Below are 24852 nucleotides of genomic sequence, written 5' to 3'. Positions count from 1 at the left end.
TCTTAGGGGACATTTATCGGCCCCATTTATTTCTCACTTTTCCGCCTCATCATCGCGCGTTAATTTCTTTTCATAATCGCGTTTTACAATATCCAGCGCGCGCAGCACGGTGCGGGTTGGGATCTGATTTTCTTCCAGCAGCACAATCAAATCGACAGCCAGTTTGACATCGTCAGGGGCATTTTCCAGTGACATACTCTCTCCATTGCTAGCGGGTTAAGCGCGCTAGCCTGTTTTCGATTTTTTCCAGCGCATGGCGGCAGCGTGCCAGGCGCGCTTCATAGGCTTCCACTTCACGATGCAGCGTTTGCTGTTCCACGAGATCGGTCACCCGCGCCAGGCGGGCTCTGCGTTCGGCAACCATCTCACGTAGCCGCCGCTCAAAATCCTGATGCTGAATACGTTTACGCTGCCAGCGGGCAATTTTCGGTGGTGCGCTATCCCACTCGCGCAATGACCAGGCGGAGGCTTCACGCGCGATGGCTTCCAGTTGTGCCGCCAGATGTTCTGCCAGCCAGGCCACTTGCGGCAGCTGTTGCTGCTCAACCGCATGACGAAGCGCAGCCATGTTATCGCCCGCCTCATCGAGACAAGCCTGCAGTGTTGTCGCACGAGTCTGAAAAAGGTGCCTGTCAAAACGGGCACTTAGCGTGGCAAATTGCGCTACCGGGGCACAACGCTGACGCAGCGTAGCGAGCTGTCCTTCCAGTTTTTCCAGCAGCAGGGCGGTTTTCACGATAAGACCTCAATGAAAATGATAATTGTTATGCTAAAGTAGCAACTCTGTAAGCTGACAACACTCAATATGCAACGAATCATTTTAATCATCATTGGCTGGCTGGCGGTAGTGCTGGGTACGCTGGGCGTGGTATTACCGGTATTACCGACGACGCCGTTTATCCTGCTGGCGGCCTGGTGCTTTGCCCGTTCTTCCCCGCGCTTTCACGCCTGGTTGCTGTACCGCTCATGGTTTGGCAGCTATCTACGTTTCTGGCAGAAACATCATGCGATGCCGCGCGGCGTCAAACCGCGGGCGATTTTGCTTATTTTGCTCACGTTTGCCATTTCTCTGTGGTTCGTCCAGATGCCATGGGTGCGCATCATGTTGCTGGTAATTCTCGCCTGTTTGCTTTTTTATATGTGGCGAATTCCGGTGATTGATGAAAAGCAAGAAAAGCACTGAAGCACAACAATCGCAGTTGCAATTATTGCGTACAGCCAGTACATTCTGGCGTTTTCGAGCACAGGCGCAGGCGGTCAAAGGTTAAACAACTGTTACTTTTGATACGTTTAAAACGCGCCGTGAGTACCACCGTAACAAGCAGGCATACACTTATGACCGCGACTGCACAGCAGCTTGAGTATCTCAAAAATAGCATCAAAAGCATTCAGGACTACCCAAAACCCGGCATTCTTTTCCGTGATGTCACCAGCTTACTGGAAGACCCGAAAGCTTACGCTCTCAGCATCGACTTGCTGGTTGAGCGTTACAAAAATGCGGGCATTACCAAAGTTGTCGGCACCGAAGCGCGTGGCTTCTTGTTTGGCGCTCCGGTAGCTCTGGGTCTGGGCGTTGGCTTTGTACCGGTCCGTAAACCGGGCAAACTGCCGCGTGAGACCATCAGTGAAACTTACGATCTGGAATACGGCACCGATCAGCTGGAAATCCACGTTGATGCCATCAAACCGGGCGACAAAGTTCTGGTGGTGGACGATCTGCTGGCAACCGGCGGCACTATCGAAGCGACCGTTAAACTGATCCGTCGTCTGGGTGGTGAAGTGGCTGATGCTGCGTTCATTATCAACCTGTTCGATCTCGGCGGCGAGCAGCGTCTCGAAAAACAGGGCATTACCAGCTACAGCCTAGTCCCGTTCCCGGGCCATTAATTATCGCCAGTCTTGTGCTGCCCACGCTACGGACAGCACAAGATGTGCATTCAGCCTCGCCGTTCTGACGGGGCTGTGTTAGCATTACCCCTTCGTGAATCCACCTTCCAGCGTTTCAGAGCCTGCCAATGAGTTATCAGGTCTTAGCCCGAAAATGGCGCCCACAAACCTTTGCTGACGTCGTCGGCCAGGAACATGTGCTGACCGCACTGGCGAACGGCTTGTCGTTAGGGCGTATTCATCATGCTTATCTTTTTTCCGGCACCCGTGGCGTCGGAAAAACCTCTATCGCCCGACTGCTGGCGAAGGGGCTAAACTGCGAAACCGGCATTACCGCGACGCCGTGCGGCGTGTGCGATAACTGTCGTGAAATCGAGCAGGGGCGCTTTGTCGATCTGATTGAAATCGACGCCGCCTCGCGCACCAAAGTTGAAGACACTCGCGACCTGCTGGATAACGTCCAGTACGCTCCGGCGCGTGGTCGTTTCAAAGTTTATCTGATCGACGAAGTGCATATGCTGTCGCGCCACAGCTTTAACGCACTGTTAAAAACCCTTGAAGAGCCGCCGGAGCACGTTAAGTTTCTGCTGGCGACGACCGATCCGCAGAAATTGCCGGTGACGATTTTGTCGCGCTGTCTGCAATTCCATCTCAAGGCGCTGGATGTCGAGCAAATTCGCCATCAGCTTGAACACATCCTCAACGAAGAACATATCGCTCACGAGCCGCGGGCGCTGCAATTGCTGGCGCGCGCCGCTGAAGGCAGCCTGCGAGATGCCTTAAGTCTGACCGACCAGGCGATTGCCAGCGGTGACGGCCAGGTTTCAACTCAGGCGGTCAGTGCGATGCTGGGTACGCTTGACGACGATCAGGCGCTGTCGCTGGTTGAAGCGATGGTCGAGGCCAACGGCGAGCGCGTAATGGCGCTGATTAATGAAGCCGCTGCCCGTGGTATCGAGTGGGAAGCGTTGCTGGTGGAAATGCTCGGTCTGTTGCATCGTATTGCGATGGTACAACTTTCGCCTGCTGCACTTGGCAACGACATGGCCGCCATCGAGCTGCGGATGCGTGAACTGGCGCGCACCATACCGCCGACGGATATTCAGCTTTACTATCAGACGCTGTTGATTGGTCGCAAAGAATTACCGTATGCGCCAGACCGCCGTATGGGCGTTGAGATGACGCTGCTTCGTGCGCTGGCGTTCCATCCGCGTATGCCGCTGCCTGAGCCAGAAGTGCCACGCCAGTCCTTTGCGCCCGTCGCGCCAACGGCAGTAATGACGCCAACCCAGGTGCCGCCGCAACCGCAATCAGCGCCGCAGCAGGCACCGACTGTACCGCTCCCGGAAACCACCAGCCAGGTGCTGGCGGCGCGCCAGCAGTTGCAGCGCGTGCAGGGAGCAACCAAAGCAAAAAAGAGTGAACCGGCAGCCGCTACCCGCGCGCGGCCGGTGAATAACGCTGCGCTGGAAAGACTGGCTTCGGTCACCGATCGCGTTCAGGCGCGTCCGGTGCCATCGGCGCTGGAAAAAGCGCCAGCCAAAAAAGAAGCGTATCGCTGGAAGGCCACCACTCCAGTGATGCAGCAAAAAGAAGTGGTCGCCACGCCGAAGGCGCTAAAAAAAGCGCTGGAACATGAAAAAACGCCGGAACTGGCGGCGAAGCTGGCGGCAGAAGCCATTGAGCGCGACCCGTGGGCGGCACAGGTGAGCCAACTTTCGCTACCAAAACTGGTCGAACAGGTGGCCTTAAATGCCTGGAAAGAGGAGAGCGACAACGCAGTATGTCTGCATTTGCGCTCCTCTCAGCGGCATTTGAACAACCGCGGCGCACAGCAAAAACTGGCTGAAGCGTTGAGCACGTTAAAAGGTTCAACGGTTGAACTGACTATCGTTGAAGATGATAATCCCGCGGTGCGTACGCCGCTGGAATGGCGTCAGGCGATATACGAAGAAAAACTTGCGCAGGCGCGCGAGTCCATTATTGCGGATAATAATATTCAGACCCTGCGTCGATTCTTCGATGCGGAGCTGGATGAAGAAAGTATCCGCCCCATTTGATCGTAAGCACAGCTTACGTTCGTCATCCTTAACGTGATTGAGAGAGAAACCTATGTTTGGTAAAGGCGGTCTGGGTAACCTGATGAAGCAAGCCCAGCAGATGCAAGAAAAAATGCAGAAAATGCAGGAAGAGATCGCGCAGCTGGAAGTCACCGGCGAATCTGGCGCAGGTCTGGTAAAAGTGACCATCAACGGTGCACACAACTGCCGTCGCGTAGAGATCGACCCGAGCCTGCTGGAAGACGACAAAGAGATGCTGGAAGACCTGGTGGCTGCAGCATTCAACGACGCAGCACGTCGTATTGAAGAAACGCAGAAAGAAAAAATGGCCTCTGTATCCTCCGGAATGCAGCTGCCGCCTGGCTTTAAGATGCCGTTCTGATGCAAACCAGCCCGCTGTTAACACAGCTTATGGAAGCACTGCGCTGTCTGCCGGGCGTTGGCCCGAAGTCGGCGCAGCGTATGGCGTTCACGCTGCTTCAGCGCGATCGTAGCGGCGGGATGCGTCTGGCGCAGGCGCTCACCCGGGCGATGTCGGAAATCGGCCACTGCGCCGATTGCCGCACCTTCACCGAACAGGAAGTCTGTAACATCTGTTCGAATCCGCGTCGTCAGGAAAACGGTCAAATCTGCGTGGTGGAGAGTCCGGCGGACATCTACGCCATTGAGCAGACGGGGCAGTTTTCAGGCCGTTATTTTGTGTTGATGGGGCACCTGTCACCGCTGGACGGCATCGGTCCGGATGATATCGGGCTTGATCGTCTGGAACAGCGTCTGGCAGAGGAAAAAATCACTGAAGTGATCCTCGCCACCAACCCCACGGTTGAAGGTGAAGCTACCGCTAACTACATTGCCGAGCTTTGCGCGCAATATGACGTGGAAGCCAGCCGAATCGCTCATGGCGTACCGGTTGGCGGCGAACTGGAAATGGTCGATGGCACCACGCTGTCACACTCCCTTGCCGGGCGTCATAAGATTCGTTTTTAAGCAAACGAGAGCAGGATCACCTGCTCTCGCTTGAAATTATTCCCCCTTGTCCCCATCTCTCCCTCATCCTGTTTTTAACCTTAAAATGGCATTATTGAGGTAGACCTACATGAAAGGACAAGAAACTCGTGGTTTTCAGTCAGAAGTGAAGCAGCTTCTGCACCTGATGATCCATTCTCTCTATTCCAATAAAGAAATCTTCCTGCGTGAGCTTATCTCTAACGCCTCCGATGCGGCGGACAAGCTGCGTTTCCGCGCGCTATCTAACCCGGACCTGTATGAAGGTGATGGCGAACTGCGCGTTCGTGTCTCTTTCGATAAAGACAAGCGTACGCTGACCATCTCCGATAACGGCGTGGGGATGACCCGCGACGAAGTGATTGACCATCTGGGGACTATCGCTAAATCCGGCACCAAATCATTCCTCGAATCCCTGGGTTCTGACCAGGCGAAAGACAGCCAGCTGATCGGTCAGTTTGGTGTTGGTTTCTACTCTGCGTTTATCGTGGCTGACAAAGTGACCGTGCGTACTCGCGCGGCAGGCGAAAAACCAGAAAACGGCGTCTTCTGGGAATCGGCTGGCGAAGGTGAATACACCGTTGCCGACATCACTAAAGAAGATCGTGGTACTGAAATCACCCTGCATCTGCGTGAAGGCGAAGACGAGTTCCTCGATGACTGGCGTGTGCGTTCCATCATCAGCAAATATTCCGACCATATCGCGCTGCCGGTAGAGATCGAAAAACGCGAAGAGAAAGACGGCGAAACCGTTATCTCCTGGGAGAAAATCAACAAAGCGCAGGCGCTGTGGACTCGTAACAAGTCGGAAATCACCGATGAAGAGTACAAAGAGTTCTACAAACACATCGCCCACGACTTTAACGATCCGCTGACCTGGAGCCACAACCGTGTTGAAGGTAAGCAGGAGTACACCAGCCTGCTGTACATTCCGTCCCAGGCTCCGTGGGATATGTGGAACCGCGATCATAAACATGGCCTGAAACTGTACGTCCAGCGTGTGTTCATCATGGACGACGCAGAACAGTTCATGCCGAACTATCTGCGCTTCGTGCGTGGTCTGATTGACTCCAGCGATCTGCCGCTGAACGTTTCCCGTGAAATCCTCCAGGACAGCACGGTAACGCGTAACCTGCGCAATGCGCTGACCAAGCGTGTGCTGCAAATGCTGGAAAAACTGGCGAAAGACGACGCGGAAAAATACCAGACCTTCTGGCAACAGTTTGGCCTGGTACTGAAAGAAGGTCCGGCGGAAGATTTCGCTAACCAGGAAGCGATCGCCAAACTGCTGCGTTTTGCGTCTACTCATACCGCTTCTTCTGCGCAGACCGTGTCTCTGGAAGACTACGTTTCCCGCATGAAAGAAGGGCAGGAGAAAATCTACTACATTACCGCAGACAGCTATGCGGCAGCGAAGAGCAGCCCGCACCTGGAACTGCTGCGTAAGAAAGGCATCGAAGTTCTGCTGCTTTCCGACCGCATCGATGAGTGGATGATGAACTATCTGACTGAGTTCGACGGTAAACCGTTCCAGTCTGTGTCTAAAGTTGACGAGTCGCTGGAAAAACTGGCTGACGAAGTTGATGAGAGCGCGAAAGAAGCGGAGAAAGCCCTGACTCCGTTCATCGACCGTGTGAAAGCCCTGCTCGGCGAGCGCGTGAAAGATGTCCGTCTGACTCACCGTCTGACCGATACGCCAGCGATTGTTTCTACCGACGCGGACGAAATGAGCACTCAGATGGCGAAACTGTTCGCTGCGGCGGGCCAGAAAGTGCCAGAAGTGAAATACATCTTTGAACTGAACCCGGATCACGTACTGGTGAAACGTGCGGCAGATACTGAAGATGAAGCGAAGTTCAGCGAGTGGGTAGAACTGCTGCTGGATCAGGCGCTGCTGGCAGAACGCGGCACGCTGGAAGATCCGAACCTGTTTATTCGTCGTATGAACCAGCTGCTGGTTTCCTGATGTCATGCCGGATGACCTTCGTGTCATCCGGCATTTTTCTTTTCATTATCTGCACTTTCCGCAAATTATCTCGCCATTAACCGTTTCAGCCCCAGGTGCCTTTCTTGAGGCAATCGCTTGTTGGTGGTATCGTTTATCGCTTTTTCAAAAAATTCGACACATTTTAAGGGGATTTTCGCAATGCGTATCATTCTGCTTGGCGCTCCGGGCGCGGGGAAAGGGACTCAGGCTCAGTTCATCATGGAGAAATATGGTATTCCGCAAATCTCCACTGGCGATATGCTGCGTGCTGCGGTCAAATCTGGCTCCGAGCTGGGTAAACAAGCAAAAGACATTATGGATGCTGGCAAACTGGTTACCGACGAACTGGTGATCGCGCTGGTTAAAGAGCGCATTGCTCAGGAAGACTGCCGTAATGGTTTCCTGTTGGACGGCTTCCCGCGTACCATTCCGCAGGCAGACGCGATGAAAGAAGCGGGCATCAATGTTGATTACGTTCTGGAATTCGACGTACCGGACGAACTGATCGTTGACCGTATCGTCGGTCGCCGCGTTCATGCGCCGTCTGGTCGTGTTTATCACGTTAAATTCAATCCGCCTAAAGTAGAAGGCAAAGACGACGTTACCGGTGAAGAACTGACTACCCGTAAAGACGATCAGGAAGAAACCGTGCGTAAACGTCTGGTTGAATACCATCAGATGACTGCACCGCTGATCGGCTACTACTCCAAAGAAGCGGAAGCGGGTAACACCAAATACGCGAAAGTTGACGGCACCAAGCCGGTTGCTGAAGTTCGCGCTGATCTGGAAAAAATCCTCGGCTAATCAAGCCGCAGCAGATCTGCTTTCGGGCAGGTCTGCTCATCCTCCTCAGGCAATACCTCTCACAGCAATTAGTTCTTCTTCTTCACTTTTCCGCTACAATTATCAACAAGTTGAATCGATAAGAGGCGGTAATGCGTCAGACTAAAACCGGTATCCTGCTGGCAAACCTGGGTACGCCCGATGCCCCCACACCTGAAGCGGTAAAACGCTATCTGAAACAATTTTTAAGCGACAGACGCGTGGTTGATACCTCACGGTTGTTATGGTGGCCGTTGCTGCGCGGCGTGATTTTGCCGCTGCGCTCGCCACGTGTGGCGAAGCTGTATGCCTCTGTCTGGATGGAAGGTGGCTCGCCGCTGATGGTTTACAGCCGCCAGCAACAGCAGGCGCTGGCACAACGTTTACCGGAGACGCCCGTAGCGCTGGGAATGAGCTACGGCTCGCCATCACTGGAAAGCGCCGTAGATGAACTCCTGGCAGAGCATGTAGATCATATTGTGGTGCTGCCGCTTTATCCGCAATACTCCTGTTCAACGGTCGGTGCGGTATGGGATGAACTGGCACGCATTCTGGCGCGCAAACGTAGCATTCCGGGGATATCGTTTATTCGTGATTACGCCGATAACCACGATTACATTAATGCACTGGCGAACAGCGTACGTGCTTCTTTTGCCAAACATGGCGAACCGGATCTGCTGCTGCTCTCTTATCATGGCATTCCCCAGCGTTATGCCGATGAAGGCGATGATTATCCGCAACGTTGCCGCACAACGACTCGCGAACTGGCTTCCGCACTGGGGATGGCACCGGAAAAAGTGATGATGACCTTTCAGTCGCGCTTTGGGCGGGAACCCTGGCTGATGCCTTATACCGACGAAACGCTGAAAATGCTCGGAGAAAAAGGCGTAGGTCATATACAGGTGATGTGCCCGGGCTTTGCTGCGGATTGTCTGGAGACGCTGGAAGAGATTGCCGAGCAAAACCGTGAGGTCTTCCTCGGTGCGGGCGGGAAAAAATATGAATATATTCCGGCGCTTAATGCCACGCCGGAACATATCGAGATGATGGCTAATCTTGTTGCCGCGTATCGCTAAAGCTGAGCGGTAAAGAACTGAGCGCCGTCACGAAGAGCCTCGTCGGCGGTTTTCATCATCCGTGAATAATGCAAAAAGGCGTGCAGCGTGCCTGGGTAGAGTTTGAACTCACAGGGCTGCTGATGCGCCGCTAACGTCTGGTAAAGCAGACGGCTGTCATCCAGCAGCGGATCGAACTCCGCCCCGGCAATAAAACAGGGCGGAACTTCGCGAGTGAGATCATTATTAAACAGGCAGTAATACGGCGACTCGCGGTCCGCGTCGTTGCTTAAATACGCCTCTTCATACATCTGTAAATCCTGTTGCGTTAAGCCATCCCAGACACCGCCCAACAGACGACGAGTCACGGAATCCCGTAATCCGTAAAGCCCATACCACAGCAAAACGCCCGCAACTTTACCGCAATCGATCTGATTATCACGCAACCACAACGCACTGGCGAGCGCCAGCATGGCACCTGCGGAATCACCGGCAAAGCCAATGCGGGACATATTGATTTGATAATCTTCCGCCTGCTGGTGGAAATAACAACAGGCAGCCACAATTTCCTCTATCGCTTGCGGAAAACACGCTTCAGGTGAAAGGGTGTAATCAATGCCAATCACCGTACATTGGCTGTAGCTTGCCAGCAGGCGCATGATGCGATCGTGGGTATCAAGATTGCCGAGAATAAAACCGCCGCCATGCAAATAAAATAGCGTCGCCGGGCTATCTGGCTGCGGACAAAAGAGACGTGTTTCCACCTGCCCATATTTTGTTGGAACCATGTAAGCTCTGGTTGCCATTTCTGGAGCGCCCGCATTCCAGAATCGGCGCTCAAGCGTGTAATACTGTCGTTGCTCAGCAATCGTTCCCGTTGCGGGCCAGGGCGGTAAATCCGGCTGAAGAGTATTCACAACAGTCTTCATTTCAGCAGAAATAAGGTCCAGAACGGGTAATTTGTTTTCCGGCTTCATGCAAAAACTCCTTTCAAATTACGTCATTGTAAGGAACCACTGCCATGAAAATGCGATCCCGCCTGCTGATATTGAAACTGGCTGCGTCTCGCGCGCTCCCGTCAGATTGTGTTAACATTCGCCGCTCAGTTAACCACCCGTAAAAACAACCATGAAATTTCCCGGTAAACGTAAATCCAAACATTACTTCCCTGTAAATGCACGCGATCCGCTGCTTCAGCAGTTCCAGCCAGAAAACGAAACCAGCGCCGCCTGGGTAGTGGGTATCGATCAAACGCTGGTCGATATTGAAGCGAAAGTGGATGACGAATTCATTGAGCGTTATGGATTAAGCGCCGGGCATTCACTGGTGATTGAGGATGACGTAGCCGAAGCGCTTTATCAGGAACTAAAACAGAAAAACCTGATTACCCATCAATTTGCGGGTGGCACTATTGGTAACACCATGCACAACTACTCGGTGCTCGCGGACGACCGTTCGGTGCTGCTGGGCGTCATGTGTAGCAATATTGAAATTGGCAGCTATGCCTATCGTTACCTGTGTAACACCTCCAGCCGTACCGATCTTAACTATCTACAAGGCGTGGATGGCCCGATTGGTCGTTGCTTTACGCTGATTGGCGAGTCCGGGGAACGTACCTTTGCTATCAGCCCTGGCCACATGAACCAGCTGCGGGCTGAAAGTATTCCGGAAGATGTGATTGCCGGAGCCTCGGCACTGGTTCTCACTTCTTATCTGGTGCGTTGCAAGCCGGGTGAACCCATGCCGGAAGCAACCATGAAAGCCATTGAGTACGCGAAGAAATATAACGTACCGGTGGTGCTGACGCTGGGCACCAAGTTTGTCATTGCAGAGAATCCGCAGTGGTGGCAGCAATTCCTCGAAGACCACGTTTCTATCCTTGCGATGAACGAAGATGAAGCCGAAGCGTTGACCGGAGAAAGCGATCCGTTGTTAGCATCTGACAAGGCGCTGGACTGGGTTGATCTGGTGCTGTGCACCGCAGGGCCAATCGGCTTGTATATGGCGGGCTTTACCGAAGACGAAGCGAAACGTAAAACCCAGCATCCGTTGCTGCCGGGCGCTATAGCGGAATTTAACCAGTATGAGTTTAGCCGTGCCATGCGCCACAAGGATTGCCAGAATCCGCTGCGTGTTTATTCGCACATTGCGCCGTACATGGGCGGGCCGGAAAAAATCATGAACACCAACGGAGCAGGGGATGGCGCACTGGCAGCGTTGCTGCATGATATTACCGCCAACAGCTACCACCGTAGCAACGTACCAAACTCCAGCAAACATAAATTCACCTGGTTAACTTATTCATCGTTAGCGCAGGTGTGTAAATATGCTAACCGTGTGAGCTATCAGGTACTGAACCAGCATTCACCTCGTTTAACGCGCGGCTTGCCGGAGCGTGAAGACAGCCTGGAAGAGTCTTACTGGGATCGTTAAGTTATCGTCGGTTCGTAGGCCAGATAAGGCGTTCACGCCGTATCTGGCATTTTGCTCTCAATGCCTGATGCGACGCTGGCGCGTCTTATCATGCCTACATATCCGCGCCTATTATCCGGCAACCACCGTTTACCCCGTCACCACTTCACCCGCCGGTGGCGTTTCCAGCAGTTCCAGCATAGTACGAGCAATTTCACGCTCACCCATCACTACCTGATTCGCGCCACGTTCGGTGATATACGCCACTTCATCGTCATAATGGGCGCGGGCAATAATCTCAATATCCGGATTTTTCGCGCGGGCAGACGCCACAATCTCGCCTGCTTCATAACCGTTGGGAATCGTCAGGATCAGCCATTTTGCACATTCCAGATGCGCCAGTTGCATAATTTCTTCGTTCGCCGCATTGCCCAATACTGCGCGGACCCCGCGCTCTCGCAGTTCATCAACACGGGTTCGTGACGTCTCAATCACCACTAAAGGAATATCAGAGGCGAGCAATTTCTCCCCCAGCAGGCTGCCTACACGACCGTAACCTACCAGTAGCGCATGGTTGCAAATATCCACTGGGATCTGCTTCTCTTCTTCGATAGCCTCTTCCAGCGTCTGCTCTTCCAGCGTTTCGGTCTTCGCCAGATATTTCTCCAGCAGCGCAAACAGGACCGGGTTGAGCATAATCGACAAAATCGCCCCTGCCAGTACCAGGTTCTGCCCGGCTTGCGGCAACAGATCCAGCGCCATGCCCAGTCCCGCCAGGATAAACGCGAACTCACCAATTTGCGCCAGGCTGGCGGCGATAGTTAATGCCGTACGTTGGGAGTGACCAAACAGTCGCACCAGGAAAAACGCGGCTAACGACTTACCAAACAGAATAATCGCCAGCGTCGCCAGCACTGCCAGCGGTTGCTGAATCAGAATTAACGGATCAAACAACATCCCGACGGAGACAAAAAACAGCACCGCAAACGCGTCGCGCAATGGCAGCGTATCGTGGGCGGCACGGTGACTCAGTTCAGACTCGTTCAGTACCATCCCGGCAAAGAACGCACCGAGTGCAAAGGAGACATCAAACAGCTCCACCGCACCAAAGGCAATCCCTAACGCCAGCGCCAGCACCGACAGGGTAAACAGCTCACGGGAACCGGTTGCTGCGCTGCGTGCCATAATCCACGGCACCAGACGGCGGCCTACCAACATCATAATGGCGATAAATGCGATCACCTTGCCGATGGTGATCCCCATATCGACTGCAAGAGTGGCAAAGCCCACATCGCCCTGTTCCATCATTCCTGCCACTGCGGGCAGCAACACCAGCGTCAGAACCATGACCAGATCTTCCACAATCAACCAACCGATGGCGATTTGCCCACGCTGACTGTCAATTAATTGCCGTTCTTCAAGTGCGCGCAGTAACACCACGGTACTGGCGGTGGAAAGACATAAGCCGAACACGATACCGGTCATTAACGACCAGCCCAGCACGGCGGAGAGCGCCATACCCAGCAGCGTCGCCACGGCTATCTGGGCGATCGCACCGGGAATGGCGATGGCCTTTACCGCCATCAAATCCTTCAGCGAAAAGTGCAGACCCACGCCAAACATCAACAGAATGACGCCCAGTTCAGCCAGTTCCGGCGCAAGCTTGGTATCGGCAACAAAGCCCGGAGTGAATGGTCCTGCCAGCACACCCGCTAACAGATATCCCACCAGAGGAGAAATACGTAGTTTATTGGCCAGCATGCCGAGGATAAAGGCGAGCACAAGGCCGCCAACAATGGTGGTGATAAGCGGGGTGGCGTGATGCATTCCGTCTCCTTTTCCTGGTGGTTATTGTCCATTTTTGGCCGGGAAAACCAAAATTACAGGTAATAGTTTATGACAATTTCATTGAAGATGTTTATGAATAATTGTTGAATTTTGCAGAAAAATGGAATTAGCTGCAAAAAAAGCACGGATCGGAAAACAGAAGGCGGTTTAACAGAGGAAAGGCTTATGGCGACTGTAAAACGATGCAGCCAAAGTTTGCCTTTGGCTGCAATGAAATCAGTCTTTATGCCGGTTATCAGGCAGGAATATGGTCAACATCCCCAATAGTGGCAGGAAAGCACAGATTTTATAGACTAACTCGATGCTGGTGTGATCGGCGATAAGCCCCAGAACTGCCGCTCCCAGACCTCCCATGCCAAAAGCAAAACCGAAAAAGAGTCCAGAAACCATACCGATACGTCCCGGAAGTAGCTCCTGAGCGTAGACCAGAATGGCAGAGAATGCCGAAGCGAGGATAAATCCAATAATCACCGTTAAAACCCCCGTCCAGTGCAGGCTGGCGTAGGGTAAAATCAGCGTAAACGGCGCAACGCCGAGGATAGAGCCCCAAATCACATATTTTCGCCCAATTTTATCCCCTACAGGCCCGCCGATCACCGTACCTGCCGCAACGGCAAACAGGAAGGCAAACAGATGAAGCTGGGCATTCTGGATAGATAATCCGAATTTTTGCATCAGATAAAAGGTGTAATAGCTGCTGATGCTCGCCATATAGAAATATTTCGAGAAAATGAGGATTAACAGAATGCTGACCGCCAGTACCACTTTATTGCGCGGCAGTGGATTGATAATCGTCGCTTTGGGTTTTCCTTTATTCATTCGGTGCTGTGCCGAGTACCAACGGCTGATTTGCGCCAGCACCACGATCGCCAGCAGTGCTGCAAGCACAAACCAGGCTACGTTGCCTTTGCCATAAGGCGCGATAATCACCGCTGCCAGCAAGGGCCCCAGGGAACTGCCAAAGTTGCCGCCGACCTGAAAGATAGATTGCGCCAGGCCATGACGCCCGCCGGAAGCCATACGGGCCACGCGAGAAGATTCCGGATGAAAGACCGATGAACCGGTACCGACCAGCGCCGCCGCCAGCAGAACTGCGCCAAAACTGCCCGCCAGCGCAAGCAGCACCAGACCACTTAAGGTAAAGCACATGCCAATTGGCAACGACCACGGCATCGGATATTTATCGGTCCAGTAGCCGACCACCGGTTGCAGTAGCGAAGAGGCGAGCTGGAAGGTGAGGGTTATCATGCCAATCTGCATAAATGTCAGAGAAAATTCTGACTGAAGCAGAGGATAAATCGCCAGAATCAGCGATTGGATCATGTCGTTCAGCAGATGTGAGAGGCTGATAGCACCTAAAATACCAAACGATGTTCGGGCCTTGGTCGTTGACGCAGCCGCGCCCGCCACAGGCTGGGTTTGTTCACTCATTGCCATAGGAAAGTCACTTTTTCAGGGTTGCGATGTAAAGAATGATCTTATTTGTGATTATTACCCGACTAACATACCTGTATGCGTCGCCTGAAGGAAGTCTCAACGCTGAATACAGAATTTCTAATCTGGATACAGATTTATCTTCACCGGACGCAGACTTGTCTATGATGTCGCGTCATACTATTTTTCAACACGTTGAAATCAGGTCAGGGAGAGAAGTATGAAATTATTGCAGCGGGGCGTGGCGTTAGCACTGTTAACCACATTTACACTGGCGAGTGAAACTGCTCTGGCGTATGAGCAGGATAAAACCTACAAAATTACAGTTCTGCACACCAATGATCATCATGGGCATTTTTGGCGCAATGAATATGGCGAATATGGTCTGGCGGCGCAAAAAACGCTGGTGGATGGTATCCGCAAAGAGGTTGCGGCTGAAGGCGGTAGCGTGCTGCTACTTTCCGGTGGCGACATTAACACTGGCGTGCCCGAGTCTGACTTACAGGATGCCGAACCTGATTTTCGCGGCATGAATCTGGTGGGCTACGATGCGATGGCAATCGGTAATCATGAATTTGATAACCCGCTCACCGTATTACGCCAGCAGGAAAAGTGGGCAAAGTTCCCGTTACTTTCTGCCAATATCTACCAGAAAAGTACCGGCGAGCGCCTGTTTAAACCATGGGCGCTGTTTAAGCGTCAGGATCTGAAAATCGCCGTTATTGGCCTGACGACGGATGACACAGCGAAGTTAGGCAACCCAGAAAACTTCACCGATATTGAGTTCCGTAAGCCCGCCGATGAAGCGAAGCTGGTGATTCAGGAGCTGCAACAGACAGAAAAGCCAGACATTATTATCGCGGCGACCCATATGGGGCATTACGACAACGGTGAGCACGGCTCTAACGCAGCGGGCGATGTGGAAATGGCACGCGCGCTGCCTGCCGGATCGCTGGCGATGATCGTCGGTGGCCACTCGCAAGATCCGGTCTGCATGGCGGCAGAAAACAAAAAACAGGTCGATTACGTGCCGGGTACGCCATGCAAACCAGATCAACAAAACGGCATCTGGATTGTACAAGCGCATGAGTGGGGCAAGTACGTGGGGCGGGCCGATTTTGAGTTTCGTAATGGCGAAATGAAAATGGTTAACTACCAGCTGATTCCAGTGAACCTGAAGAAGAAAGTGACCTGGGAAGACGGGAAAAGCGAGCGTGTGCTTTACACCCCTGAAATCGCTGAAAACCAGCAAATGATCTCGCTATTATCGCCGTTCCAGAACAAAGGCAAAGCGCAGCTGGAAGTGAAAATAGGCGAAACCAATGGTCGTCTGGAAGGCGATCGTGACAAAGTGCGTTTTGTTCAGACCAATATGGGGCGGTTGATTCTGGCAGCACAAATGGATCGCACTGGTGCCGACTTTGCGGTGATGAGCGGAGGCGGAATTCGTGATTCTATCGAAGCAGGCGATATCAGCTATAAAAACGTGCTGAAAGTGCAGCCATTCGGCAATGTGGTGGTGTATGCCGACATGACCGGTAAAGAGGTGATTGATTACCTGACCGCCGTCGCACAAATGAAGCCAGATTCAGGAGCCTACCCGCAATTTGCCAACGTTAGCTTTGTGGCGAAAGACGGCAAACTCAACGACCTGAAAATCAAAGGCGAACCGGTCGATCCGGCGAAAACTTACCGCATGGCGACATTAAACTTCAATGCCACCGGCGGTGATGGCTATCCGCGCCTTGATAACAAACCGGGCTATGTGAATACCGGCTTTATTGATGCCGAAGTGCTGAAAGCGTATATCCAGAAGAGCTCGCCGCTGGATGTGAGTGTCTATGAACCGAAAGGTGAGGTGAGCTGGCAGTAATCCGAAAGTGCCGGATGTTCGCATCCGGCACAATGCTTAATCGCGGCGGGCGATATCAGCAAATTTGGCATCGAGGATCTTTGCCAGATCGCCTGCCGCCAGTTCGATATCCAGTCCGCGCTTGCCGCCGGAAACATAAATAGTGGCAAATTCTTGTGCGGGGGCGTCGATAATCGTTGGCAGACGTTTTTTCTGCCCCAGTGGGCTAATCCCCCCAACCAGATATCCCGTCGAACGCTGCGCAACCATCGGATCGGCCATCTCAACTTTCTTGGCACCCAGCGCTTTTGCTACTTTTTTAAGATCCAGTTGACCTGCGACCGGCGTAACGGCCACGGCAAGGTGTTTCATATCACCGTTCACTGCGACCAGCAGCGTTTTGTAGACCTGATCCGGATTCAAACCTAATTTTTTGACGACTTCATCGCCAAAATTGGTTTCAGCCGGATCGTGCTCGTAGGTATGGATTTGAAACGAAATCTTGTTTTTTTCGAGTAATTTAACTGCGGGTGTCATGGTAATTTTCCTGCCTTAAACAAAAAAACGAAGCAAGCATACGCCTGATGGCGGTCCAAAAAAAAGAGTCATCTTGCCTAAGAGTATTGGCAGGATGGTGAGATTGAGCGACAATCGAGTTACACCGTCGCTTAATGTGACGGCATAATAATAAAAAAATGAAATTCCTCTTTGACGGGCCAATAGCGATATTGGCCATTTTTTTATCGCAACATCTGCGGCAAATTCCCTTCTCCATACAGGTGTAGTGCACCGACTGCGACCACATAGCGCCCCGGCGGCATGGCGCATAATTTGTCCCGCCAGGCGAGATTTCGCTGATGCATCAGTACATCGTACAGCGACTGACTGAACGTATTAGGCAGCGTTATTTCATTATTTTGCGGCGGCGTATTCAACCACCAGCTCATCATTTGTTGCAGCAACCGTGCGTTGGTGTGCCAGTGGGTCAGCGTATCGTCCAGCAGCGCCAGTCCGTTGTCAGGGAGCTGGAGCAACATGGCAATCTGGTTTTCTGCCCCTTCCAGTTCAATCACGGGTTTATGTTGTTGCTTCGCCGCCTGCAATAGCTGGTAATCGATACCGTATTCTGCCCGCAGCCCCAGTTTTTGTGCCTGCGTCGCCTGAAGAACCATCGCGATTTGCCACAGCGGTTGGGTAGAAAAGAGCGATGGAGAAATGCCCATCTCCTGGCTAATGTGTTGCAGGTTTTGTAATTGCTCCTCGCTAATGCGCTCTTCCAGCGCCTCGCAGGCAGGCAAATTAGCAAAAGGCGTATCGCTGGTGGAAACATCCGCCTCGACGATCAGCGCATCGGCGTTTTTGAGCTTTTTGAGCAAACGGGTGGGCAGCGGAGCCATATCGTGGCTACCCATATGAATACTGCCAATCAGATGAAAATGGCGATTGCCGGGAAGAGAGATATCGATAGCAGGCCAGGTGTAATGATTACCGCGCAGCGCGGCCCAAAGCGTTTTTACCCGGTACAACAGATCCATACGACCTCCCTTTGTGAAATATCATGCTAGCGCGCGGGGAGGGATGGCGCAAATCGCAAATGGAGTTGGGGACTTGTTTGATGTGTTTGTATGCGTGCAAAAAAGGTCGCGTAGAATAATTTCCCTATAACGGATGCGCCACCCTAAAGCAGCGCATCCGCAATGATGCACTTATTCCTTCGGTTTAAACCGCAGCAATCGGTTGGCGTTACTCACTACGGTAATCGACGAGAGCGCCATTGCCGCTCCGGCAACCACCGGGTTAAGCAGTGTTCCAGTGAACGGCCACAAAATACCGGCGGCGACCGGAATACCAATGCTGTTGTAGATAAACGCACCGAGCAGGTTCTGCTTCATATTGCGCAGCGTTGCGCGGGAAATCGCGAGCGCATCTGCAACACCCATCAGGCTATGGCGCATCAGGGTAATCGCCGCGGTTTCAATGGCAACATCACTGCCGCCACCCATCGCAATACCGACATCCGCCTGGGCCAGCGCTGGCGCGTCGTTAATGCCGTCGCCCACCATTGCCACCTGACGTCCTTCACTTTGCAGACGTTTGATCGCTTCGGCTTTACCGTCCGGCAGCACCCCGGCGATCACCTCATCAATCCCTGCTTCTTTGGCGATCGCATTGGCGGTGGTTGGGTTATCCCCGGTCAACATCACCAGACGATATCCCGCTTTATGCAGACGTTGCAGCGCCGCCACGCTATCACTACGCAACGGATCGCGTACTGCCAGCAAGGCCACCGCTTTCCCGTCAACCGCCAGCAGCACAGGCGTTGCCCCTTGCGATGCCTGAGCTGAAATATCTGCCTCAATCGCTTTAGTATCAACTTGCTGGTCATTTAACAGCGCCTGATTGCCCAGCAATACCGCATGACCTTCAGCTTCACCGCTCACACCCAGCCCGCGCAATGTGCGGAAACCGTTGACCTGCGGTAGCTGCATATCACCTGCTTTATCGAGGATCGCCCGTGCCAGCGGGTGGCTGGAACCTTGCTCCAGCGCCGCCGCCAGACGCAATGCTTGCGCTTCATCAACATCAGCAAATGTTTTTACTGCGACAACCTGCGGCTTCCCTTCGGTCAGCGTCCCGGTTTTATCGAACACCACGGTGTCGAGCGTACTGGCGCGTTGCAGCGCGTCGGCGTCCCGCACCAGCACACCAAACTCAGCCGCCCGCCCGACGCCCGAAATAATCGACATCGGCGTCGCCAGTCCCAGCGCACACGGACAGGCGATAATCAGCACCGTGGTGGCAATCACCAGGGTATAGACAATCTGCGGTGCCGGACCAAAGAAATACCAGATTGCCGCACTGATCAGCGCAATGACTACCACTACCGGCACAAACACGGCGGAGATTTTATCCGCCAGTTGACCGATTTCTGGCTTGCTGCTCTGGGCCTGTCGCACCATGCGAATGATCCGTGACAGCGTAGTATGGCTGCCGACCGCACTGGCACGAAACAGCACACTGCCGTCCTGTACCACTGTCCCGGCATGGACGCTATCGCCTTCGCCTTTTTGCTGCGGGATAGGTTCGCCCGTCAGCATCGCTTCATCCAGCCACGCTTCGCCCTGGGTAATCTCACCATCTACCGGCACACGGTCGCCGGTCGTCAGGCGCAGTAACATACCTGGCTGAACATCTGCCAGCGGCACGTTTTTTTCACCTTCGTCGGTGACCAGGCGCGCCGTCGGTGGGGTTAAATCGAGTAATTTCTCCAGCGCCTTTGAAGAACGCTGACGTGCGCGCGCTTCCAGCATATGACCGAGATTGATCAGACCGATAATCATCGCGCTGGCTTCGTAATAAAGATGTCGCGCTTCCATCGGGAACCACTGCGGCCACAGGTTGACGCTCATCGAATAGAGCCACGCCACGCCAGTACCTAGCGCCACCAGCGTATCCATCGTCGCTGCACCGTTCAGCAGGCTTTTCCATGCGCTGCGGTAAAAATGCCCGCCGGCGAAAACCATTACCGCCAGGGTTATCAGGCCGATAACCAACCACAGGCTGCGGTTGTCGGCGGTGACCATCATGTTATCGCCGATCATCCCCCAGACCATCACCGGTATACCCACCGCCAGTGCGACAATCGCCTGCCAGCGGAAGCGCTTCATCGTAGCGACGGCGGTTTCTTGCTGGCGCTCGCGGCGTTTAGCGTCATCTTCAATCGCTTCCGCGCCGTAGCCCGCTTTTTCCACCGCCTGCACTAAATCTTGTGGGGAGGCACTGCCCATCACCAGCGCAGTACGCTCCGCCAGGTTTACCCGTGCCTGAGTGACGCCCGGTACGCTTTGCAGCGCATTTTGTACGCGGGTGACACAGCTGGCGCAGCTCATGCCGCTCAGCAGCAACTGCTGGCTGTCATCGTCATCGGCGGTCGCTGCCGGAAGCGCCTCAGAAACCGCTGTCAGTGCTTCCGACGGGATTGATGACTCCGCCAGCGGTTTAGCCTTTGGGTGGCTTACAGATGCGTCATAACCCGCTTGTTTGATGGTTTCGATCAGCTGTTCTGCACTGGCAGTCCCGGTAACGTGCGCTTCAGTGACAGACACATCCGCCTGCTCAACATCCGGGCGCTGTTCGAGACTTTCTTTCACGCGTTTAACGCAGTGACCGCAGGACAGGCCGTCCAGGGTCAGGTCGATAGTTTGTGACATAAAACACTCCTTTTAAGACAGTTTTGACTGGCTGTGATAAAGGTTAAACCTTCCAGCAAGGGGAAGGTCAAGAAATTAATAAACCAGGCGGGTAAAAGTCCGTAAAGATTAAAAAATCGGCTCGATTTGCATCAGGATTAGACATTTATCTCTTTGTTTTCCTGTAGTTAAGTTGCGGGTGCTAAGTTAAATCAGGATGCCTGAAAATCGGTACCGGGGTGAGGAATTACCTCCCGCATCTATAAAAAGGAGTTAACAAAAGATGTTAGATGCAAACAAATTACAGCAGGCAGTGGATCAGGCTTACACCCAATTTCACTCACTTAACGGCGGACAAAATGCCGACTACATTCCCTTTCTGGCGAATGTACCTGGTCAACTGGCAGCAGTGGCTATTGTGACCTGCGATGGCAACATATATCGCGCGGGTGATAGTGATTACCGCTTTGCGCTGGAATCCATCTCGAAAGTCTGTACGTTAGCCCTTGCGTTAGAAGATGTCGGCCCGCAGGCGGTACAGGACAAAGTTGGCGCTGACCCGACCGGATTGCCCTTTAACTCAGTTATCGCCTTAGAGTTGCATGGCGGCAAACCGCTGTCGCCACTGGTAAATGCTGGCGCTATTGCCACCACCAGCCTGATTAACGCTGAAAATGCCGAACAACGCTGGCAGCGAATTTTACATATCCAACAACAACTGGCTGGTGAGCAGGTAGCGCTCTCTGACGAAGTAAACCAGTCGGAACAAACAACCAACTTCCATAACCGGGCCATTGCCTGGCTGCTGTACTCCGCCGGATATCTCTATTGTGATGCAATGGAAGCCTGTGACGTGTACACCCGTCAGTGCTCCACGCTCATCAATACTGTTGAACTGGCAACGCTTGGCGCGACGCTGGCGGCGGGTGGTGTGAATCCGCTGACGCATAAACGCGTTCTTCAGGCCGACAACGTGCCGTACATTCTGGCTGAAATGATGATGGAAGGGCTGTATGGTCGCTCCGGTGACTGGGCGTATCGCGTTGGTTTACCGGGCAAAAGCGGTGTAGGTGGCGGTATTCTGGCGGTCGTCCCTGGCGTGATGGGAATTGCCGCGTTCTCACCACCGCTGGACGAAGAAGGCAACAGTGTTCGCGGTCAAAAAATGGTGGCATCGGTCGCTAAGCAACTCGGCTATAACGTGTTTAAGGGCTGATCATGATGAACACGGAAGGTAATAACGATAACAAACCCCTCGGTCTATGGAACGTCGTTTCCATCGGTATTGGGGCAATGGTGGGGGCGGGGATCTTCGCGCTGCTGGGGCAGGCTGCGTTGCTAATGGAAGCCTCGACCTGGGTCGCCTTTGCTTTTGGCGGTATTGTGGCGATGTTTTCCGGTTATGCCTATGCGCGCCTGGGGGCGAGCTATCCCAGCAATGGCGGTATTATCGACTTCTTTCGTCGCGGATTAGGCAACGGCGTCTTTTCGCTGGCACTCTCGTTATTGTACCTGTTGACGCTGGCGGTGAGCATCGCCATGGTCGCCCGTGCTTTTGGCGCTTATGCCGTGCAGTTTTTGCATGAAGGCAGTCAGGAGGAGCACCTTATATTGCTCTACGCGTTGGGGATCATTGCGGTGATGACGCTTTTCAACTCCTTAAGCAACCATGCGGTAGGGCGGCTGGAAGTGATCCTCGTCGGCATTAAAATGATGATCCTGTTATTGCTGATTATTGCCGGTGTCTGGTCGCTGCAACCGGCGCATATTTCCGTCTCTGCGCCCCCCAGCTCCGGTGCGTTCTTCTCCTGTATCGGGATAACCTTCCTTGCCTATGCGGGCTTTGGCATGATGGCGAACGCGGCGGATAAAGTGAAAGATCCGCAGATCATTATGCCACGGGCGTTTCTGGTGGCGATTGGCGTTACCACATTGCTTTATATCTCGCTGGCGCTGGTTTTGCTTAGCGATGTATCGGCATTAGAGTTAGAAAAATATGCCGATACCGCCGTAGCGCAGGCTGCTTCTCCGCTGCTCGGGCATGTGGGTTATGTGATCGTCGTCATCGGCGCTTTACTGGCGACGGCTTCAGCCATCAACGCGAACCTGTTCGCCGTGTTTAACATCATGGACAACATGGGCAGCGAACGCGAACTGCCGAAGCTAATGAATAAATCCCTGTGGCGGCAGAGTACCTGGGGCAACATCATTGTCGTGGTGCTGATTATGCTGATGACGGCGGCGCTGAATTTAGGCTCACTCGCCAGCGTTGCCAGCGCCACCTTTTTGATCTGTTATCTGGCGGTGTTTGTGGTGGCGATCCGCCTGCGTCATGATATTCACGCCTCGTTGCCGATTCTTATTGTTGGTACGTTGGTTATGTTGCTGGTGATCGTTGGCTTTATCTACAGCCTGTGGTCCCAGGGCAGCCGTGCGTTGATATGGATTATTGGCGCAATCTTACTCAGCCTTATTGTGGCAATGGTCATGAAGCGCAATAAAACCGTATAACACCTCTCTGTGCGCAGTACAGCCTGTACTGCGCCTTTGTCTTTAATTCAAATTTCCTTTCTTACTCCTTTAATAAATAAGTCACAAAAAAATGATATATACGCGATAAATCTGTGATGCTAATCACTTATTACCGTGGATTATTCTTAATGTGTATGATGGTAATCTAAAAGTCGTAGTGTATTCTAAATAAATAACGTATAAGCTTTTTAGCTGCATTTCTTTGCCCATATCAATGATCGACAAAAGAGATGCACAAGTTATTACCCTTCTTAATAAAATGAGACTGGTTATAAAAACCAGTTAAAATAATGACCTGGAAGGAAGTGACTTATCTATGGCGCGATTCCAGTTTAAAAGCCGTAAAAATAATGGGTTTATTTTTTTAATAAGTTTTATGGTGATGGGAGAAGCTACAATTGCTGCACCGCTGCCACAATGGGCGAACGCCCCAGCGGTAACGCCAGTTGCCCGATTATCTTTACAGGAAAGTATATTACGCGCCTTTGCGCGAAATCCCGACGTCACTCAACAGGCGGCGCAGATAGGCATTGGCGAAGCGCAAATTGATGAAGCCAAAAGTGCCTGGTATCCGCACGTTGGATTAACCGGCAACGCGGGGCCGTCCCGACAAACGGATTCCAGCGGCAGGCTTGATAACAACGTTTCGTATGGCATAACCCTGACACAGCTGGTGTATGACTTTGGTAAAACAAACAACGATATCAATCTGCAAACTGCCGCCCGTGACAGCTACCGCTTTAAATTGATGGCAACCTTAACCGATGTTGCAGAGAAAACGGCGACTGCCTATATGGAAGTCAGTCGTTATCAGGCTTTGTGCGATGCGGCTCAACGCAATATTCACTCGCTGGAAAACGTCTACAACATGGCGGCATTGCGCGCTAACGCTGGCCTGAACTCATCGTCGGATGAATTACAAGCCCAGACGCGCATTGCCGGAATGCGCTCAACGCTGGAGCAATATCAGGCGCAGATGGCAAGCGCCAAAGCGCAACTGGCGGTGCTCACTGGCGTACAGCCGGAGGCGATAGCCGCGCCACCTGCTGAATTAGCCGAGCAGCCGGTATCGCTGAAGAATATTGATTACCAGTCCATCCCGCTGGTGCTGGCGGCAGAAAACTTACGCCAGTCAGCACAGTACGGCGTGGAAAAAACGAAAGCGCAATACTGGCCAACGCTCAGTATTCAGGGGGGTAAAACGCGCTACCAGACCAGCGACCGCTCGTATTGGGATGATCAGCTACAACTGAACGTTAACGCGCCGCTGTATCAGGGCGGCGCAGTTTCAGCCTAGGTGCAACAGGCTGAAGGGCAACAAAAAATCTCTGCCTCGCAGGTCGAACAGGCAAAACTGGATGTGCTGCAACGAGCGTCTGTGGCATATGCCAACTGGACAGGCGCACGGGGTCGCGAAGAAGCCGGTTTAGCACAATCCGAAAGTGCGCACAAAACGCGAGATGTGTACCAAAATGAATATAAATTGGGCAAACGCAGTCTGAATGATCTATTAACCGTCGAGCAAGATGTCTTTCAGGCGCAATCGGCTGAAATAAATGCCAATTATGATGGCTGGGTCGCCGCCGTAAATTATGCCGCTGCGGTGAATAACCTTATTCCATTAGCGGGAATTAAACAGGGCTTATACAACGACTTACCCGACTTGAAATAATCCTGCCATTATTAATATCAGGTATGCCTCGTTGTTAAGTGATTACCTTTGTCTTATTTAGATAAATGGACTCGCTAAGGATATGCGCCATTTATC

The 24852-nt window shown here is 52.9% G+C and carries 20 protein-coding genes, 1 pseudogene and 1 other annotated feature; of the genes and pseudogenes, 13 read left to right on the top strand and 8 right to left on the bottom strand.

Annotation, left to right across the window (positions count from 1 at the left end):
• Nucleotides 1-33: 33 nt before the first annotated feature.
• Together rsmS and priC are read right to left on the bottom strand one after the other, a co-directional pair.
• Nucleotides 34-195: a pleiotropic regulatory protein RsmS gene (gene rsmS, locus ACJHX3_RS16405; RefSeq protein ID WP_000051157.1), complete on the bottom strand. Its 162-nt coding sequence runs from the start codon at nucleotides 193-195 to the stop codon at nucleotides 34-36.
• Between the two features lie 13 nt (nucleotides 196-208).
• On the bottom strand, nucleotides 209-736 hold the full coding sequence (priC, locus tag ACJHX3_RS16400) for a primosomal replication protein N'' (protein WP_000844861.1): 528 nt from the start codon (nucleotides 734-736) through the stop codon (nucleotides 209-211).
• A 69-nt stretch (nucleotides 737-805) separates the two neighbouring features.
• On the opposite strand from priC, the gene ACJHX3_RS16395 reads away from it, so the two are divergent.
• The 8 genes from ACJHX3_RS16395 to hemH all read left to right on the top strand — a co-directional run bounded on the left by ACJHX3_RS16395 (nucleotide 806) and on the right by hemH (nucleotide 8837).
• Nucleotides 806-1183 (top strand): DUF454 family protein, encoded by a 378-nt coding sequence (locus ACJHX3_RS16395; RefSeq protein ID WP_001188905.1) that lies wholly within the window; start codon nucleotides 806-808, stop codon nucleotides 1181-1183.
• Nucleotides 1184-1335: 152 nt separating this feature from the next.
• Nucleotides 1336-1887 (top strand): adenine phosphoribosyltransferase, encoded by a 552-nt coding sequence (gene apt / locus ACJHX3_RS16390; RefSeq protein WP_000127356.1) that lies wholly within the window; start codon nucleotides 1336-1338, stop codon nucleotides 1885-1887.
• 128 nt (nucleotides 1888-2015) lie between these two features.
• Entirely contained in the window at nucleotides 2016-3947 is a 1932-nt protein-coding gene (dnaX, locus tag ACJHX3_RS16385; RefSeq protein ID WP_000122015.1) for a DNA polymerase III subunit gamma/tau, read from the top strand.
• Nucleotides 3280-3344, top strand: a sequence feature (DnaX frameshifting element). (Overlaps the previous gene by 65 nt.)
• Nucleotides 3948-3999: 52 nt before the next feature.
• On the top strand, nucleotides 4000-4329 hold the full coding sequence (locus tag ACJHX3_RS16380) for a YbaB/EbfC family nucleoid-associated protein (RefSeq protein ID WP_000467098.1): 330 nt from the start codon (nucleotides 4000-4002) through the stop codon (nucleotides 4327-4329).
• Nucleotides 4329-4934, top strand: coding sequence for a recombination mediator RecR (recR, locus tag ACJHX3_RS16375; protein ID WP_001195025.1), 606 nt, complete (start codon nucleotides 4329-4331; stop codon nucleotides 4932-4934). Before ACJHX3_RS16380 ends, recR begins: the two co-directional genes overlap by 1 nt.
• A gap of 109 nt (nucleotides 4935-5043) precedes the next feature.
• On the top strand, nucleotides 5044-6918 hold the full coding sequence (htpG, locus tag ACJHX3_RS16370; protein ID WP_000678197.1) for a molecular chaperone HtpG: 1875 nt from the start codon (nucleotides 5044-5046) through the stop codon (nucleotides 6916-6918).
• A gap of 180 nt (nucleotides 6919-7098) precedes the next feature.
• A complete protein-coding gene (adk, locus tag ACJHX3_RS16365) occupies nucleotides 7099-7743 on the top strand; it encodes an adenylate kinase (protein ID WP_001220233.1) in 645 nt (214 codons plus the stop codon).
• A gap of 131 nt (nucleotides 7744-7874) precedes the next feature.
• Nucleotides 7875-8837 (top strand): ferrochelatase, encoded by a 963-nt coding sequence (hemH, locus tag ACJHX3_RS16360; protein WP_001250117.1) that lies wholly within the window; start codon nucleotides 7875-7877, stop codon nucleotides 8835-8837.
• Here the strand turns inward: hemH and aes are convergent.
• Entirely contained in the window at nucleotides 8834-9793 is a 960-nt protein-coding gene (gene aes / locus ACJHX3_RS16355) for an acetyl esterase (protein ID WP_000801806.1), read from the bottom strand. The two genes, hemH and aes, sit on opposite strands and share 4 nt — an antisense overlap.
• Nucleotides 9794-9944: 151 nt before the next feature.
• Here aes and gsk point away from each other — a divergent pair, with 151 nt between their 5' ends.
• The gene (gene gsk / locus ACJHX3_RS16350; protein WP_000671570.1) at nucleotides 9945-11249 is read left to right on the top strand and encodes an inosine/guanosine kinase; all 1305 of its coding nucleotides are present in this window, start codon (nucleotides 9945-9947) and stop codon (nucleotides 11247-11249) included.
• Between the two features lie 129 nt (nucleotides 11250-11378).
• On the opposite strand, the gene ybaL is transcribed toward gsk, so the two are convergent.
• Together ybaL and fsr are read right to left on the bottom strand one after the other, a co-directional pair.
• The gene (gene ybaL / locus ACJHX3_RS16345) at nucleotides 11379-13055 is read right to left on the bottom strand and encodes a YbaL family putative K(+) efflux transporter (protein WP_000546224.1); all 1677 of its coding nucleotides are present in this window, start codon (nucleotides 13053-13055) and stop codon (nucleotides 11379-11381) included.
• A gap of 237 nt (nucleotides 13056-13292) precedes the next feature.
• Nucleotides 13293-14513: a fosmidomycin MFS transporter gene (gene fsr, locus ACJHX3_RS16340; protein ID WP_001251634.1), complete on the bottom strand. Its 1221-nt coding sequence runs from the start codon at nucleotides 14511-14513 to the stop codon at nucleotides 13293-13295.
• A gap of 217 nt (nucleotides 14514-14730) precedes the next feature.
• On the opposite strand from fsr, the gene ushA reads away from it, so the two are divergent.
• The gene (gene ushA / locus ACJHX3_RS16335; RefSeq protein ID WP_024044651.1) at nucleotides 14731-16383 is read left to right on the top strand and encodes a bifunctional UDP-sugar hydrolase/5'-nucleotidase; all 1653 of its coding nucleotides are present in this window, start codon (nucleotides 14731-14733) and stop codon (nucleotides 16381-16383) included.
• Between the two features lie 36 nt (nucleotides 16384-16419).
• On the opposite strand, the gene ybaK is transcribed toward ushA, so the two are convergent.
• From ybaK to copA, 3 genes are all read right to left on the bottom strand, one after another.
• Nucleotides 16420-16899: a Cys-tRNA(Pro)/Cys-tRNA(Cys) deacylase YbaK gene (gene ybaK / locus ACJHX3_RS16330; RefSeq protein ID WP_000186631.1), complete on the bottom strand. Its 480-nt coding sequence runs from the start codon at nucleotides 16897-16899 to the stop codon at nucleotides 16420-16422.
• A 203-nt stretch (nucleotides 16900-17102) separates the two neighbouring features.
• Nucleotides 17103-17897: a TraB/GumN family protein gene (locus ACJHX3_RS16325; protein WP_024044650.1), complete on the bottom strand. Its 795-nt coding sequence runs from the start codon at nucleotides 17895-17897 to the stop codon at nucleotides 17103-17105.
• Between the two features lie 171 nt (nucleotides 17898-18068).
• Complete coding sequence (copA, locus tag ACJHX3_RS16320) at nucleotides 18069-20573, bottom strand: copper-exporting P-type ATPase CopA (protein ID WP_000083991.1); 2505 nt, start codon at nucleotides 20571-20573, stop codon at nucleotides 18069-18071.
• A gap of 262 nt (nucleotides 20574-20835) precedes the next feature.
• On the opposite strand from copA, the gene glsA reads away from it, so the two are divergent.
• From glsA to ACJHX3_RS16305, 3 genes and pseudogenes are all read left to right on the top strand, one after another.
• Nucleotides 20836-21768: a glutaminase A gene (gene glsA / locus ACJHX3_RS16315; protein WP_000883024.1), complete on the top strand. Its 933-nt coding sequence runs from the start codon at nucleotides 20836-20838 to the stop codon at nucleotides 21766-21768.
• Between the two features lie 2 nt (nucleotides 21769-21770).
• The gene (locus tag ACJHX3_RS16310) at nucleotides 21771-23063 is read left to right on the top strand and encodes an APC family permease (RefSeq protein WP_000982142.1); all 1293 of its coding nucleotides are present in this window, start codon (nucleotides 21771-21773) and stop codon (nucleotides 23061-23063) included.
• Nucleotides 23064-23400: 337 nt separating this feature from the next.
• Nucleotides 23401-24756 (top strand): annotated as a pseudogene (locus tag ACJHX3_RS16305) (TolC family outer membrane protein).
• The last annotated feature ends 96 nt before the right edge of the window (nucleotides 24757-24852 follow it).

Source organism: Escherichia sp. WS1265 (assembly GCF_046487585.1).
Classification (GTDB): Bacteria; Pseudomonadota; Gammaproteobacteria; order Enterobacterales; family Enterobacteriaceae; genus Escherichia; species Escherichia coli.
Note: the sequence above shows the minus strand (reverse complement) of the source record. Positions and strands in the feature narration are given on the sequence as shown.